Origin of the sequence: Dyadobacter fermentans DSM 18053, from assembly GCF_000023125.1 — a bacterium.
Taxonomy (GTDB): Bacteria; Bacteroidota; Bacteroidia; order Cytophagales; family Spirosomataceae; genus Dyadobacter; species Dyadobacter fermentans.
Map to the genome: position 1 here is coordinate 268,265 of NC_013037.1, position 15,459 is coordinate 283,723.

Annotated in this window: 12 protein-coding genes; 4 read left to right on the forward strand and 8 right to left on the reverse strand. The window is 51.7% G+C overall.

The features are described 5' to 3' along the window. Window positions 1-80: 80 nt before the first annotated feature. Window positions 81-2,180 carry a polyphosphate kinase 1 gene (ppk1, locus tag DFER_RS01180; protein WP_012779860.1) on the forward strand — a complete coding sequence of 700 codons (2,100 nt, stop codon included), beginning with the start codon at window positions 81-83 and terminating at the stop codon, window positions 2,178-2,180. Between the two features lie 207 nt (window positions 2,181-2,387). Then, the gene (locus tag DFER_RS01185) at window positions 2,388-2,981 is read left to right on the forward strand and encodes a TetR/AcrR family transcriptional regulator (protein WP_012779861.1); all 594 of its coding nucleotides are present in this window, start codon (window positions 2,388-2,390) and stop codon (window positions 2,979-2,981) included. On the opposite strand, the gene epsC is transcribed toward DFER_RS01185, so the two are convergent. After that, entirely contained in the window at window positions 2,974-3,807 is an 834-nt protein-coding gene (epsC, locus tag DFER_RS01190; protein ID WP_012779862.1) for a serine O-acetyltransferase EpsC, read from the reverse strand. The genes DFER_RS01185 and epsC overlap by 8 nt on opposite strands. Window positions 3,808-4,003: 196 nt before the next feature. On the opposite strand from epsC, the gene DFER_RS01195 reads away from it, so the two are divergent. Beyond that, entirely contained in the window at window positions 4,004-4,915 is a 912-nt protein-coding gene (locus DFER_RS01195) for an alpha/beta fold hydrolase (protein ID WP_012779863.1), read from the forward strand. Window positions 4,916-5,072: 157 nt separating this feature from the next. Here DFER_RS01195 and DFER_RS01200 read toward each other — a convergent pair whose 3' ends face one another. Further along, window positions 5,073-6,167: a T9SS type A sorting domain-containing protein gene (locus DFER_RS01200; RefSeq protein ID WP_012779864.1), complete on the reverse strand. Its 1,095-nt coding sequence runs from the start codon at window positions 6,165-6,167 to the stop codon at window positions 5,073-5,075. Window positions 6,168-6,304: 137 nt separating this feature from the next. After that, window positions 6,305-7,396 (reverse strand): isoaspartyl peptidase/L-asparaginase family protein, encoded by a 1,092-nt coding sequence (locus tag DFER_RS01205; protein WP_012779865.1) that lies wholly within the window; start codon window positions 7,394-7,396, stop codon window positions 6,305-6,307. 182 nt (window positions 7,397-7,578) lie between these two features. Here DFER_RS01205 and DFER_RS01210 point away from each other — a divergent pair, with 182 nt between their 5' ends. Continuing rightward, a complete protein-coding gene (locus DFER_RS01210) occupies window positions 7,579-9,441 on the forward strand; it encodes a glycoside hydrolase family 2 protein (protein WP_012779866.1) in 1,863 nt (620 codons plus the stop codon). 70 nt (window positions 9,442-9,511) lie between these two features. Here DFER_RS01210 and DFER_RS01215 read toward each other — a convergent pair whose 3' ends face one another. From DFER_RS01215 to DFER_RS01235, 5 genes are all read right to left on the reverse strand, one after another. Further along, window positions 9,512-11,785 carry an NADP-dependent malic enzyme gene (locus tag DFER_RS01215; protein ID WP_012779867.1) on the reverse strand — a complete coding sequence of 758 codons (2,274 nt, stop codon included), beginning with the start codon at window positions 11,783-11,785 and terminating at the stop codon, window positions 9,512-9,514. Between the two features lie 114 nt (window positions 11,786-11,899). After that, window positions 11,900-13,090: an MraY family glycosyltransferase gene (locus DFER_RS01220; protein WP_012779868.1), complete on the reverse strand. Its 1,191-nt coding sequence runs from the start codon at window positions 13,088-13,090 to the stop codon at window positions 11,900-11,902. A 151-nt stretch (window positions 13,091-13,241) separates the two neighbouring features. Continuing rightward, window positions 13,242-13,985 (reverse strand): glycosyltransferase family 2 protein, encoded by a 744-nt coding sequence (locus DFER_RS01225; RefSeq protein WP_012779869.1) that lies wholly within the window; start codon window positions 13,983-13,985, stop codon window positions 13,242-13,244. Next, on the reverse strand, window positions 13,982-14,548 hold the full coding sequence (locus tag DFER_RS01230) for a putative colanic acid biosynthesis acetyltransferase (RefSeq protein ID WP_012779870.1): 567 nt from the start codon (window positions 14,546-14,548) through the stop codon (window positions 13,982-13,984). The genes DFER_RS01225 and DFER_RS01230 overlap by 4 nt, the downstream gene beginning before the upstream one ends. Further along, complete coding sequence (locus DFER_RS01235) at window positions 14,505-15,431, reverse strand: glycosyltransferase family 2 protein (protein ID WP_012779871.1); 927 nt, start codon at window positions 15,429-15,431, stop codon at window positions 14,505-14,507. The genes DFER_RS01230 and DFER_RS01235 overlap by 44 nt, the downstream gene beginning before the upstream one ends. Window positions 15,432-15,459: the final 28 nt, after the last annotated feature.

Genomic DNA, 15,459 nt, shown 5'->3' on the forward strand with positions numbered 1-15,459 from the left:
TTTTGTCCTGCAAAGTTATACCCTTACCCGCCAAATGTATTTATATTGTAGCAAAATTTGGATCTTTTACCCCGCACTCAATGATCGACGTTGCCTATCCTTACTTTGATACCAATCTCAGTTGGCTTTCGAATAATTACAGATTACTGCTGGAAGCGAACGACGAAACGGTACCGGTGAGGGAGCGATTGCGGTTTTTGGGGATATATGCTTATCAAACGAAAGAGTTTTATCGCGTGCGCGTCCCCAACCTGCTGGCAATGGGTGAAGTGAGCAACGATATCCGCTCCAAACTGAATATTTTCCCCGAGTCGCTGCTGGAACACGTGTACGAAACCGTTGAAAACCAGCTGCGCGAGTTCAACGACATTCTTATTGATGGTATCCTGCCCGCATTGCTCGAACAGGGTGTGCATTTGTACTACCGCGAGGCATTCGTGCCCGACCATGCCGTGTTCGCCAGGCGCTTTTTCCTCGACAAGCTCTTCCGCTATCTGCAACCCGTTTTCCTCGATAGCCGCCGTACGCTCAAAACGCCTGCATTTGAATCGAAGCAGCTGTACCTGATCGTACGGATGCAGCACCGCGAAGATGCGGAGGAGGATTGGTATGCGTCTGTGAATGTGCCTTCGGAGCATTTCGGGCGGTTTTTGGAGCTCCCGGAGTGGGAGGGGAAGCGCCATGTGGCGTTTATGGAAGATGTGATCCGCGAAAATCTGCCCGTACTTTTCCCCGGCTACCAAATTCTCGAAAGCTATGCCCTGCGTGTGGAGCGCGAGACGGAGCTCACCATCGAGGACGAATACCCGATACAGGTCGCGCAGCGCATTCTCAAACAGCTCGAAAAGCGGAATTTTGTGCAGCCGTCACAATATTTTTACGAGTCGGGCATGCCGCTGTATGTGCGTGAATACCTGGTGGGGAAGGTAGCAATCCCGATGAACGATTTCCACGAGCGGGGCGACTACTTGTATATGCAGGACCTGGCGAAGTTTCCGGTGCTGTCCCGCCGGCTCGATTACCCCTACCAGCGACCGGTGCAAAACCCCGAGTTCGACGAAACAAAGTCGGTTTTCGAGGTAATCCAGCAGGGCGATCAGATGCTGCATTTGCCGTATCAATCCTATGAGCCCATCGTGCGGTTTTTCAATGAGGCTGCCGTAGATCCGCATGTGCGCGAGATTCACGTTTCATTGTATAAAATAAGCCCTAATTCATTTATCCTCAATTCGTTAATCACCGCTTCGAAAAACGGCAAGCGCGTGACGACTTATGTGGAGCTGAATACCAAGCTCGACATTCAGGAGAATCTGCAATGGTCTAAAAAGATGCGGGACGCCGGTGTGAAAATCCTGCTCAGCGTTCCTGGGCTGAAAGTGCATGCGAAAATGGCACTGGTAAAACGAAAAGTGCAAAAGGGCTGGGAGCGATATGCATTCCTGGGTACCGGCGGGTTTTACCGGTTGACCAGCCGGGAAATCGTCGACCACGCATTGCTCACCTCACACCGCGAGCTGACCAATGAGCTGGAATTGCTTTTCGGTTATCTATCGACACAGGATGAGCCGAAGAAATACAAATACCTGCCGTTCAATAACCTGTACGTCACGCAGTTTAACCTTCAAAAGCGGCTGCTCGATCTGATGGACCGCGAGATCGCGAACTGCAATGCGGGCCTTAAATCATTCATTACCATTAAAATCAACCAGTTGCAGGATCACATGCTGATCGATAAACTATATCAGGCGGGCCAGGCTGGCGTACCCGTGCATGTGATCGTGAGCGAGAGCTGCGGGCTGATTTCGGGATTGCCGTCCATCAGCGATAACATCGTCGTGAGCAGGCACGTGGACCGGTACATCGAAAACACACGGATATTTCACTTCGGCAACCGCGGGAACGACGAAATCTACCTGACGTCCTGCGACTGGACTCACCGGAATCTGCACCGGCGGGTTGATGTGTGTTTCCCGGTGTTGGACGAAACCCTGAAAAACCAGATGCGGACGGTGCTCCGGAACTACGTGAACGACAACCAGAAATCGGTGCGGCTGGACCTTTACCAGAACAACCTGCGCATTGCCGACGACTCGCGCGGAAAGGTGCGTGCGCAGGAAGCGAACTACCGGCTAGTGGAGAAAATTGAGCGGAATGGATTGTCCAGACGTTCAGAAATATAAACTTTCCGGCGGCTTAAAAAAATTTTACCGGCATTAAATTTCTGAATCGCCTGTCAGATTTAATGGACGGCGTTTGTAGAAAATGTAAAGAAATTTTCAGCGGATTTTTTCGTTGTTGCCGCTCATATGGTCTTGAAGTGTAAGGGGTATATCATTATATTTGAAAACATATCATTTCTGAATCAATCCTAAAAGACACTTTTAAGCATGGGAATAGTAGAGCGAAGAGAGCGGCTTAGAATACAGGTACGCTCAGACATCGTGAAAACAGCCAAGGACATTGCCAGGGAAGATGGCTGGACGGCTGTTTCGATTCGCAAAATTGCTGATGTGATTGAATACAGCCCGCCTATTCTCTACGAATATTTCGAAAGCAAGGACAAACTGCTGGAAGCCATCCGTATGGAAGGTTTCGATTATTTGCAGGCGGAGTTCGTGAAGATAAAAGGCCATTTCAGCAACCCGCAGAAGCAGCTCGTGGAAGTGGCGCAGACGATCTGGCATTTCGCCGTCGAAAACCCGGAGGTTTTCCAGGTGATGTTCAACCTCGAAGGCGCTTATTGCGATTCGAAAAAGGCTTATGGCCACGCGATGAGCATCAAGGATAACCCGGTTTGGGAAATGATCGCAGGGCTCCGTCCGAAATCCGGGGAGCTCGTTACGAAGACTTATTATGAATGGTGGTGCCTCACTTTCGGGTTTATCAGCATTACCATGACTACACAGCCACGTTACGCATTTCCGCAGGCTGAGCCTGTGTATATGGAAGGCATCCGGAGATTTATCCGGAGTATTATGTAACAGAAGGGGCCGAATGCTGGCGTATCTCTATTTTGCTCTGGTGATAAACCAGCGAAAATGGAGGTACGCTTTTTGTTAACCAGGCATTCCCGCCGATGATGGAATCGTGGCCAATCACGGTTTCCCCGCCCAGAATGGTTGCATTCGCATACACCACCACATTATCCTCGATCGTCGGATGCCGCTTGTGCGATGCAAGCGACTTCGAAACGTGCGTCGCGCCGAGCGTTACGCCCTGGTACAACTTCACATTATTGCCGATATGGGTTGTTTCGCCGATCACGACGCCTGTGCCGTGGTCGATGAAAAATGAATGGCCGATGGTCGCATTCGGGTGAATGTCGATGCCCGTCTGGCTGTGGGCAAACTCCGTGAGCATGCGCGGCAGCAGCGGAATACCGCATTTGGCAAACGAATGCGCGAAGCGATAAGTAGCAATGGCCATAAAGCCCGGGTACACCGAAATCACCTCTTCGATGCTCACCGAAGCGGGGTCGTTGTCGGTAATGGACTTGGCGTCGGTCAGCAGCGATTCGTAAATGCCCGGGATCTGCGCAAACACCTCATCAAGGATTTCTTGCGTGTCGCGATTGAGCTGAGGGAGCAGCGGTTGCAGCATGCAATTCAGATCATTGCGTAAGTCGGCATACTTCATCGCCAGGTCCTTTGCAGGGCAGCTGGGGCAATCCTTACTGATCGGGAAAAGGAAGTTGATCAGGTTCTGGATAAATTTCCCCGCGTCCTGCCTGGACGGCAGCTTGTACCTGTATTTTTCATTCTGCGCGGTAAGTCGCTCAAAAAAAACTGCTTGGTGGGTGGCTGTCATTAAAATAGAGGTTGAAATAGACCGTTAACCTATTGCTGGCATTTCATTTGCATATCCAACAACGAAATGGATTGAAAAATTTTAAAAGTGGCGTTTTCTTTTTCAAAAAGGCCAATTGTCAGTTTTTTATCCTGATAAAATCGTATATTGAAATATCCTGTGAATTTAGGAAATAAGGCAAGATTCTTTACGACGTATGTTAAGTTTTAAATTACTTCGTTCGGCTATCCTGTTCCTTTTTTTATCTGCTTCACTGAGCTCCTGCTTTTCGCGGTACATTATTTCGGCCAAGGAAGTGAGGAGGCATTATGCTGATAAAAAGGTCAAACCGAAGGAAATATTCATCAAGAACGACACACTTTCACTCAGTCTGGCCAGCATGGGGCCCGATACACTCCCGATGCTGCTGCTCATTCACGGTGCGCCCGGCTCGCTCTGGGGTTACATGAACCTGATGGACGATGAGGACCTGCAAAAGCATTTCCACATTGTATCCGTCGACAGGGTGGGTTATGGTAAATCGCGGCTGAAAAAGAAGCGGTACGTCACCTCCATCGCTACCCAGGCCAACGCCTTGCTGCCCGTCTTTTCGCTCAATAAAAGTGGCCAGAAGGTAATCGTGCTGGGCCGTTCGTACGGTGCGCCGATCGCCGCCAAGCTGGTGGCCATGGCCCCGGACCAGGTGAAGGAGCTGATCATGGTCTCGCCCGTGATCGACCCTGAAACCGAGCGCTTCTTCTGGTTCTCGAAATGGGGACGGATGAGCTTTGTACAGCTCTTCCTGCCCAGGGCATTCAACGCCGCCACCGCCGAGAAATACAGCCACGCCGACGAACTTCGCAAACTCCTGCCTGTTTGGGAAAAAATCGACGTTCCCACGACGGTCATCCAGGGCGGAAACGACTGGATCGCCGACCCTACGAACATCGATTTTGCCAAGAGACATATCAAAAGCAAGCGTGCGCAATACATATTCTTGTACAATGCGGGGCACATGATCACATTTTCACACGCGAATATGATCAAGGAGATGCTCCTGAAAAGCCGTTTGTTCCAGGACAAGATCGCGCTCGACGTGGAGCCGCGGGAGGAGGATATGGGCAATTAAAGCCAACATTAATGGACAAAAGAAAGCGGCAGGTCATTCAACCTGCCGCTTTTCTGTTCATAATTAACCTATGGTAATACGTGAAAATGAATTTCACCTAAAACAACTATATCCATAGGACGAAATTCGTTTCCCTCACCATTACAGGAAGGGAATTTTATCTCAATACTTTCTGTGTTACAGCGTCCTTTTCGTTGCTCGCGCGGATGAGGTACACACCTCTCACGAGATTTCGCATGTCAAATTCCTGCTGGATCGCAATCTCGGGGACTTTGGTCGCTATTTCGCGGAGGACGCGGCCGTTCATATCGATCAGTTGCAAACGGATGATTGCCCGCTGCTTGCTGTACGCTTTCACGGTTACGAAGCTCTCGGTAGGCACCGGATAAGCCTCTATCGCCATCGAAACTTCCGGCGAATCTACATTGGGAATGGAAGTAACCACGCCGCCAAATTCAGACGACTCGTAAGCGGGTATTTCCACCGTTTCACCCGGCCTGTCGATCACCGTCACCATGCCTTCACGGTAGCTTTCCGAGATTTTGGCCCCATTCCGCCATTCCACAACCACCATCGCAAACAGGTAATTGCCCAGCACTTCCGGCGCCGTCCACACGAGCTTGTTCTGCTCAATGCGGAAAGTCCCGCGGGAACTTACCTCGTTCGGAAAACGGTAACTATGATCCAGCATCCGCACACCGCAGGTTCCCGGCGAAGGTTTGCTGAGCCGCGCCACTCGGATCGTAATGCTGTCGTTATCGGCAACGGATGGTTTGAGCTCTACGGAAAAAACCTGCTTCGCGCCCGCCACCATTTCGAGGTAGGGAAGCACGGGGGTTGAATTAGGCGCTTGCGTATCAATGACCGTCCAGAGAAACTGGGACGTCATCTGCGCATTCGGGAGATTCAGCATCTGGCCGCTGCGGTTATCGAGCGCGACAGAGATCTGGTAAATTCCGGAGGATGCGTAGGTGTAGGAAGTTTCAAATTCGCCGACCGAAACACCGGTGGACAGGGATGTAAGCGACGTCCTGGGAATATCTTTCGTGTCGCCGTTGCCGAGGCACGCCGTTATGGCATTGAGCGCGTTCGCAGCACCTTCCCCATTTTGCATGTCGAGATATAGCCGCACTTTGATATTGTAGGTCTGTCCGGAGACATGGCTCGCCAGAATTTCCCCGCCCCGCAGGTGCGTCGCGTGCGCATACGCGGACAGGAGGATCAGTAAGAGAATGCAGTAAACTGATTTCATATGAGAGGAAAAGAAGCCGTGAGGTTACAAAACTATATATGTCCAGAACGCCGGAAACGCCCGATTTTGTATGGTTTTTTTTCAAACAAATACAAAAAAAGTGCCGAGGCGGAATCGGCTTGGGATGATAGGTGATGTTAATCCCTATAAATCAATATTTCGCGCTTGCCATCGGCTTTGATGTAGCCCCGGTACATTCCTGCGCTGTTGAACGGCATGGCGATGTTGCCGTTGCGGTCCACGGCGATAACCCCGCCTTCTCCGCCCCGTTCGACGAGCTTTTTCATCACCACTTCATTCGCGGCGTCGGCCACGCTCATACCTTTGTATTCCATCAAAGCCGAAATGTCGTGCGCGACAACCGAGCGGATGAAATATTCCCCATGGCCGGTCGCCGACACGGCGCAAGTGGCATTGTTGGCATACGTTCCAGCCCCGATAATGGGCGCGTCGCCGATGCGGCCGTAGCGTTTATTAGTCATCCCGCCCGTAGAAGTGCCGGCAGCAAGGTTACCATACCGGTCCAGCGCTACGCAACCCACCGTCCCAAACTTCTTTCCTTCTGTAAAAATCAGGTCGTCCACAGACCTATGTCCCGATTTCGGGGCCGTCCTGATCTTTTTTTCGTCATTTCCTCCATCCGCTTTTTTACCTTCCTTCCCATGATGATCCAGCTCCGTTTTCTCTTGTTCTTTCGCGCGTTCCAATGCCTTGTAGCGTACGTCGGTGTGGAAATAGGAGGGATCGACGATTTCGAGTCCCTGCTCTTTGGCGAATTGCTCCGCGCCTTTGCCCGCCATCATCACGTGAACGGATTTGTCCATCACCGCAATAGCCGCGGAAATTGGGTTTTTAATGGTGGTAACACCAGCGACCGACCCGGCTTTCAGCGTTTTGCCCTCCATAATGGCCGCGTCCAGCTCGTTTTTGCCTTCATTGGTGAACACAGCACCTTTGCCGGCATTGAACAGCGGCGAATCTTCCATGACATGAATGGCTGCTTCCACCGCCTGTACGCTCGTGCCGCCGTTTTTGAGCACTTCATAACCTTTCTGCAAGGCCAGATCGAGTCCTTCACGGTAAGCTTTTTCGCGTTCGGGTGTCATGCTGGCGCGGGTGATGGTGCCTGCTCCGCCATGTATCACGAGGGTAATCTTGTCGGAAGAATCTTGTGCGTATGCCGCAATGCAGCAGAGCGCGGCCAGTAGGGTCAGGGATAGTGTTTTCATGTGGTAGTAATTTGAGTGATTATGTCAAATCTAATAACTTAAATCATGGATTGCTATCGGACTGATATTCGGCGGGTTCGGGTCCGGCACGTGGGAAAGGGCTTTTTTTGGACAGTAGAGCGCATTCCGGCGGTACTTTTGGTAGTTCTAACTCAAAATTTATCCAAAAAACCGAACACCTGATGAAGAAAGTAGTGCTTAGCCTGGGCATCGTCCTGGGCAGCCTGTACGGTCCGGCTTTCGCGCAGCAAACTACCGATTGGAAGTACGTGCAAAGCAAGATCGTAACACCCTGGGCAGAAAAAGTGGTTGCCCAAAACCCGCATCCCGAGTACCCCCGTCCGCAAATGGTACGCCAGAACTGGCAGAATATCAACGGCCTGTGGAATTATGCCATTGTGCCTCAAAGCGCCGGTGACACCAAACCCGCCATATTCGACGGAAAGATACTGGTCCCGTTCGCCGTGGAATCGGCACTGTCGGGCGTGGGCAAAACAGTAGGGAAGGACAGCGTGCTCTGGTACCAGCGCCTGATCGACTTTTCGCCCAAACTGAAAGACCAGCGCGTGCTGATCCATTTCGGCGCAGTGGACTGGCAAGCAGAAGTATTTGTAAATGGCAAGCCCGCAGGAAGCCATCAGGGCGGCTACGATCCGTTCTCATTTGACATTACCGACCTGCTCGTAAAGAAAAAGCAGCAGGAAATCGTCGTAAAGGTGTGGGACCCAAGCAGCGATGGCCCGCAACCGCGCGGCAAGCAGATCAAGAACCCGCACGGGATCTGGTACACGCCCGTAACGGGCATCTGGCAAACGGTTTGGCTGGAAACAGTGGCGACCAGCCACATTTCCCGCGTAACGCCGGTGCCCGATATTGACAAGCAAACGCTCACTGTGAATACCGAAGTTGCCAATGCAGGCGCTTCCGACAAGGTGAAAATCACTGCCTGGGACGGCGTGAACAAGGTCGCCGAACAGGAAGTTGCCGCTAACCAGCCCGCCGTGCTGACCATCAGCGATGCGAAACTATGGTCGCCGGACTCGCCTAACCTGTACAACCTCACGGTCAGCCTCACGCGCAACGGCAAGGCCGTGGACGAAGTGAAAAGCTACGCGGCCATGCGCAAAATTGGCGTGCAGGTGGATGAAAACGGCATCCAGCGCATGACGCTAAACAACAAATTCCTGTTTCAATACGGTCCGCTCGACCAGGGCTGGTGGCCCGACGGTCTCTACACCGCGCCTACCGACGAGGCATTGAAGTTCGACATCCTCAAAACGAAGGAAATGGGCTTCAACATGATCCGCAAGCACGTAAAAGTGGAGCCCGCAAGATGGTACCGCTATTGCGATGAACTTGGAATGCTGGTGTGGCAGGATATGCCTAGCGGTGACATGGGTAACCACTGGGAAATGCGCCCGGGCATTACCGGTAACGAAACCGACAAGCAGCGTACGCCGGAGTCGGAAAACATTTTTAAGACCGAGTGGAAGGCGATTATGGATGCCAACCGTTTCTTTCCTTCGATCGTAGTTTGGGTGCCGTTCAATGAGGCCTGGGGGCAGTTCAAAACGGCTGAAATCACGAACTGGACGATGCAGTACGACCCTTCGCGCCTTGTAAACAGCGCCAGCGGCGGTAATTTCGAGCCGGTTGGTCACATTATTGATTTGCACAACTACCCGGCACCCGTCATGCCACGGCCCGATTTGTTCGGCCAGAAGCAGATCATCGTGTTGGGTGAATTCGGCGGGTTGGGCCTGCCGGTTGACCAGCACGTTTGGCAGCAGAAAGACAACTGGGGGTATCAGAGCTTCAAAAACCAGGAGGAGCTGTATAATCGCTACGAGTCGTTTATCAACCGGTTCGAGCCGTTGATCAAAAAAGGACTTTCGGCGGCGGTTTACACGCAAACGACCGACGTGGAAGTGGAGATCAATGGTCTGATGACCTACGATCGCAAGGTGATCAAATTCCCCGAGGCGAAGTTGAAACAGATCCATTCGAAGCTGTACGATCCCTCGTTTGTGAAGCTGAAACCATAATCAATTAGTCATAACCAAAAAAGCCCGGAGCGATCCGGGCTTTTTCGGTTTAATATATTTCACAAAAACACTACTGACCTTTCATCTGCGCTTCCACTACGGCAATCGCCACCATGTTCACGATCTCACGCACCGAGCTACCCAATTGCAGCACGTGTACAGGCTTTTTAAGGCCCAGGAGGATCGGCCCGATGGTTTCGAGCTCGGCCGCTTCTTTCAGCAAATTGTAGGCGATGTTACTCGCCGAAAGGTTCGGGAAGATCAGCGTGTTCGCGCCGCCGTCCACCAGGTCGCTGAACGGGTGGTTTTCCTTCAATAGATGCGTATTAAACGCCAGGTGGGCCTGCAATTCACCTTCCACGATCATCGACGGGTTCCGTTTTTTGAGGATCGCCGTGGCATCGCGCATTTTCTCGGCGTCGGCGCCTTTGGCAGAGCCGTAGTTGGCGTAGGTTACCAATGCAATGCGAGGCTGGATGTTGAATTGTTCGACGGCCTTGGCAGTGAGTTCGGTGATTTCGACAATGTCGTCGACGGTCGGGTCGAGGTTCACGGTCGTATCCGAGAAGAACAGCGGCCCTTTCGGCGTGAGCAAAATGTACATACCCGCCACTTTGTTCACACCTTCCTGCTTGCCGATCACGTGCAATGCCGGACGGATGGTGTCGGGATAGGTTCGGGTAAGGCCGGAAATGAATGCGTCGGCCTCGCCGTTTTCGACCATCATCGAGCCGAAGTAGCTTTTGAAATACATCGTCCTGCGCGCTTCGATCGGCGTGAGGCCTTTGCGTTTGCGTTTTTCGTACAATTTCTCGGCATACCGCTCGATCATCGGGTCGCTTTCGTCGGCGCGCGGGTCGATGATCGCCACGTCGGCGAGGTCGAGTTTGCTTTCGCGGATCAAATGCAGGATCGTTTCCTTATTACCCAGCAAAATAGGTGTGGCAATGCCTTCATCGCGCACCTGCTGGGCAGCGCGCAGCACCTGGATGTTTTCCGCATCGGCGAAAACGACCTTTTTCGGCGACAGTTTCGCTTTGTTGAGGATCACGCGCGAGATCTGCTCGTTCCGTCCGAGGCGGCTCGACAGCTCCTGCTCGTAGGCATCCCAGTCGGTAATCACCTTCCGTGCCACGCCGGTTTCAATGGCCGCTTTGGCCACAGCTGGCGCTACGGTCGTCAGCAGGCGAGGGTCCACCGGTTTTGGAATAATATAATTTTTACCAAAAACAATATTCGTCTCATTATAAGCCAGGTTCACAATGTCGGGCACCGGCTTGGTGGCCAGGTCGGCCAGGGCGTGTACGGCGGCAAGTTTCATTTCCTCGTTAATCTCCGTCGCACGCACGTCGAGCGCGCCCCTGAATATGTACGGGAAACCGAGCACGTTGTTCACCTGGTTGGGATAGTCGGACCGGCCTGTGGCCATGATCACGTCCTCGCGGGCTTCCACGGCGTCGGGGTACGGTATTTCGGGGTTCGGGTTGGCCATTGCGAGCACGATCGGGTCTTTGGCCATGGATTTCACCATGTCTTTCGAGACGATATCGGCGGTGGAAAGGCCGAGGAACAGGTCGGCGCCTACCATGGCTTCTTCGAGCGATTCGTAAGCATTGTCCGTAGCGAACTGCTTTTTCATATCGCTCAAATCCGTCCGGCCATTGTGGATATGGCCTTTGGTGTCGAACATCGCGATGTTTTTCGGGTTGGCGCCCAGCGAAAGGTAGAGTTTGGTACACGACACCGCCGAGGCACCGGCGCCGGAAACAACGATGCGGATGTCGTTAATGTCTTTGTTGACGAGTTTCAATGCATTGAGCATAGCCGCCGCGCTGATGATCGCCGTTCCGTGCTGGTCGTCGTGCATGACGGGGATGTTCAGCTCCTTTTTGAGGCGCGCTTCGATTTCGAAGCATTCGGGTGCTTTGATGTCTTCGAGGTTGACACCACCGAATGTCGGTTCGAGGATTTTGACCGTTCTTACAAATTCATCGACGTCCTTGGTATTGAGTTCTATGTCAAAAACGTCGATGTCTGCGTAAATCTTGAAGAGCAGTCCTTTTCCTTCCATGACGGGTTTGGAAGCTTCGGGGCCGATGTCGCCGAGGCCCAGCACCGCGGTACCGTTGCTGATTACCGCTACCAGGTTGCCTTTGGCGGTGTATTGATAGGCATTTTCGACATTGTCGGCGATTTCCAGGCAGGGTTCTGCCACGCCGGGCGAATAGGCAAGCGAAAGGTCGCGTTGGGTACTCGTTTCTTTGGTGGGAATTACCTGTATTTTTCCTGGCCTACCCTTGGAATGGTAGTATAGCGCGTCTTCTTTTCTGATCTTTTTGTTCATACCTGAGTTGACGATGTTTCGTGCAAGGTACAAACATTCGGTTCATCGCAATGAATTCCGGGAAGGTATTCACGAGATTTTGCCGGTAGTTTTTCAACCGGTTATTAACGGAGCTTACTGGAACGTGGAAAGGTCATCGTCGGTGAACGAAGGGCTCTTAACCAATTTTTTCCGGGCCTTCACCGAAGCAACGCGCTTTTTGAGAAAATAGGCAAATACCATGTATAAACCGAACATTCCAATGTAAATGTAGAACGAAGCGGTGTTGGTAATGTCGCCGTGGAATGTAAAGAAGAGCGTGGTATTGATGATCGTCACCATCCATAGGGTAAACGACGCCCAGAAATGGTTCAGGCCGTTGTCGATCAGGATGTGGTGCATGTGGTTGCGGTCGGCGACGAAGGGCGAACCACCCTTGAAAATGCGGACGATGAATACGCGAAGCGTGTCGAAAATTGGGACGATGAGCAGTACCATCACGATGATCGGTGCATTGAAGTAAGCATTCGGATCGTGCAGGTAACCGACGTTGAGCGAAAGGAACTCAACCGAGAATATTGATAGTAAATATCCGACGATCAGCGAACCGGTGTCGCCCATGAAGATTTTGCTGGTTTTGGAAAAATTAAAACGCAGAAAACCCAGCAGCGAGCCCGACATCGCGAATGCAAGGCAGCCAAACGAGAAATGGTCGTTGGCGATGAACCAGATACCGAAACCTAGTCCGGCAATGAGGCTTATCCCGCCCGCGAGGCCGTCGATCCCGTCGATGAGGTTGATCGCGTTGATGATCGCGATGAAGATGAAAACGGTAAGCGGAATGCTGATGAAGTCCGAAACGCCGTGAATGCCGAATATGCCGTAGAAATTATCGACCTTGAAATTGCCCATCGCCACGAGGATCAGCGACGCAAAAATCTGGATAATGAGCTTCTTCGTGGGGTCTACGGCCAGGATATCGTCTTTAATCCCCAAAAAGAACAGGATGATCACGCCGGTCATTGCGAGGCTGATCAGGTTCGAGTCCAGGATGTTTTCTGAATGCGGCCACAGGAAATAGGAAATGAGCGTAGCCGCGAATATCGCGATGCCGCCCAATGTAGGAGTTTCCGTCTCATGCGAACTTCTGAAACCGGGCTTGGCCGTCAGATGCAGCAGGTTCGACAGGTTAATGATGATGGGGATCGAGATGATAGACAAAAAACATGCGATCAAAAACGAGAGGAGGCATTGATAGATGTCATGGTGGACAAGCGTATTGACGTTTCCTTCGGTTAGTATCTGAAGAGGTAGTTGTAGTTCCATAGTGCCTGTCAAATTAGTGAAGTGCGTTGAGCCGGATGTTAAAAATCCTGTACGAAATGTCGAAATATAAACCAATAATTGAAATATGCAAATACCTGAATATCAAAATATTTACCGTATGGTTTTACATACTCAAGGCCACTTACAATCCTTAGATAAATTGTATAATTTTTCTCAGCGGTTTCAACCACAAAGTATAGAACCTTGGTTCCATATTGTTCATTTTCCATGCCAGCCGGTCGTTCCGGTTAGCGGCGATGCGATTCTTTAAATTGCTGTTGCTCACCCCGCCTGCGCGCATTTTCACGAGGACTTTAGGGATGTATGCCAGCCTGATCTTTTCACGGTGCACGAAACGCAGCATCAGTTCGTAATCCGCCGCGCTGCCCAGATCCAGCCGGAATTGGCCGTGTGTGTGATAAACTTCCTTCTTTACGAAAAAAGTAGGATGAGGGGGCATCCAGCCATTCAGGAAAGCGCCGACCTTATATGCACCTGAGACCCATTTTCTGCGAACGACCGTTGCATCATTTGCATCAATATATTCGAGGTCGCCGTACGAAGCGTCAAAATCGCCCGCGGCAAATGCCGCCGCCACGTCGCTGATCACCGACGGATACGCATAAAAATCGTCGGCGTTCAATATCCCGATCACATCACCGGTTGCTAATTGTATGCCCTTATTCATCGCGTCGTAAATTCCGGCATCGGGCTCGCTCACGAAACGGGCAATCCGGTCGCCGTACGATTGTACGATTTCCTGCGTCCCGTCTTTCGAATGGCCGTCTACCACGATGTACTCGATGTCCGGGTAATCCTGGCCCAAAACCGAGTCGATGCAATGCCGGATCGTCGCGGCACCGTTATAAACAACAGTCAGTATGGTTACTTTCAACTGGTTATAATTCTTGTTTTGACATATTTTGCGGGATTTCCCTGGTAAATCCCGAATGGTTCCAGATGGCTCGTCGCCACCGAACCGACGGTAAGCAGCGCGTGCGAACCTACCTGCACGCCCGGGCACACCGTGGCTTTGGCGCCGATCCACGACCCCGGCCCGAGCGTGATGGGCTTCACAATCAGGTCGAAAGTGCTTTTCCGATAATTATGATTGCCGGTGAGCAGCATAGCTCCCTGCGACAGGCAGGCATTTGATTCAATAATCACCAAAGTGAGGTTGTCGATCCACACCTCCTCGCCGATCCAGACGTGGTCGCCGATGTGCAGGTACCACGGGTATTTGATATTCACTTTGGGTTTGATCACCACGCCCTTCCCGATCTTCGCTCCAAACAACCGCAGCAATGCCACTTTCAATGCCGACGGGTAGGGAATGTGTGTGTGAATAAACAGCCGGTTGATCAAATACCAGGTTACCAGCTTCGGAAAGCTGCCCGGATTGTACCAATCGTTGTTATATACGGACAGATTGGTTTGGGTTCCTGAGATCTTTTCCATATTCCGTCCTGAAATGAGTTACAATAGCTTCCTTGTCGCGCCCAACCCGGTGGTACACTTCGTAAATTTTGGCATCCACCAGGAACCGGTACCAAAACCCTTGCAGAACGTGCCAGATTAGCCCCTTCGTTCCATCGAGGAAGCCCAGCTTGACGAAGTATCTGTAAGTGAAATAAATAAACGGCCTCGTAAAAAGGGGCATGTTGGCATATTTGATTTTCAGGAAACGCGTACGTTGCTCCTGGGTACCCCAGAAACTCGGTTCGACGGTTTCCTTGTCATCAAAGTTATATTTAATGTTCAACAGGTCTATTACCTCCCTGATTGCATAATTGTTATGCTTTTGCGTCCACCAGGTGAGGTTATTAAGTGTGTGGTCCACGATGTCGTGCTGTAATTGCGCCGTCGTGCCGCTGCTGAGCTTGATATGCTCGTCCATCCACAGCTCCTCGCAAATGCCCAGACCGCGCCGCCATACGCGCAGCAGCCAGATGGGGTAATATCCGCCGCGGTGAATCCATTTGTCCATAAAAATCACCCTGCGCTTCACATAAAGGCCGGAAACACTTTCGGGCACCTGCGCGAGCGAGCCGTTCAGTTCGGCGGCGAGCTCGGGCGTAATGTACTCGTCGGCGTCCATGCGCATGAGCCATTGGGTCTGGAATGGGTTGTTTCGGATTCCGAAATTGAACTGGAATGCGTAGGAAACCCAGGGATTCTGCACCACGGTAGCACCGAGGCTTTCGGCAATGGCGACGGTATTGTCGGTCGAAAACGAGTCGACGATGAAAATTTTATCGGTAACCTGCAACAGGCTTTGAATGCACCGCCCAATATGCTTGGATTCGTTGTGTGTTAAAATGATGACGGATAAATCGATCATACTTTGAGGATGACAAAACGGGTGCCTT

Coding starts and splice junctions, on each gene's coding strand:
- ppk1 (WP_012779860.1), top strand. CDS start 81: ATGATCGACGTTGCCTATCCTTACTTTGATACCAATCTCAGTTGGCTT.
- DFER_RS01185 (WP_012779861.1), top strand. CDS start 2,388: ATGGGAATAGTAGAGCGAAGAGAGCGGCTTAGAATACAGGTACGCTCA.
- epsC (WP_012779862.1), bottom strand. CDS start 3,807: ATGACAGCCACCCACCAAGCAGTTTTTTTTGAGCGACTTACCGCGCAG.
- DFER_RS01195 (WP_012779863.1), top strand. CDS start 4,004: ATGTTAAGTTTTAAATTACTTCGTTCGGCTATCCTGTTCCTTTTTTTA.
- DFER_RS01200 (WP_012779864.1), bottom strand. CDS start 6,167: ATGAAATCAGTTTACTGCATTCTCTTACTGATCCTCCTGTCCGCGTAT.
- DFER_RS01205 (WP_012779865.1), bottom strand. CDS start 7,396: ATGAAAACACTATCCCTGACCCTACTGGCCGCGCTCTGCTGCATTGCG.
- DFER_RS01210 (WP_012779866.1), top strand. CDS start 7,579: ATGAAGAAAGTAGTGCTTAGCCTGGGCATCGTCCTGGGCAGCCTGTAC.
- DFER_RS01215 (WP_012779867.1), bottom strand. CDS start 11,785: ATGAACAAAAAGATCAGAAAAGAAGACGCGCTATACTACCATTCCAAG.
- DFER_RS01220 (WP_012779868.1), bottom strand. CDS start 13,090: ATGGAACTACAACTACCTCTTCAGATACTAACCGAAGGAAACGTCAAT.
- DFER_RS01230 (WP_012779870.1), bottom strand. CDS start 14,548: ATGGAAAAGATCTCAGGAACCCAAACCAATCTGTCCGTATATAACAAC.
- DFER_RS01235 (WP_012779871.1), bottom strand. CDS start 15,431: ATGATCGATTTATCCGTCATCATTTTAACACACAACGAATCCAAGCAT.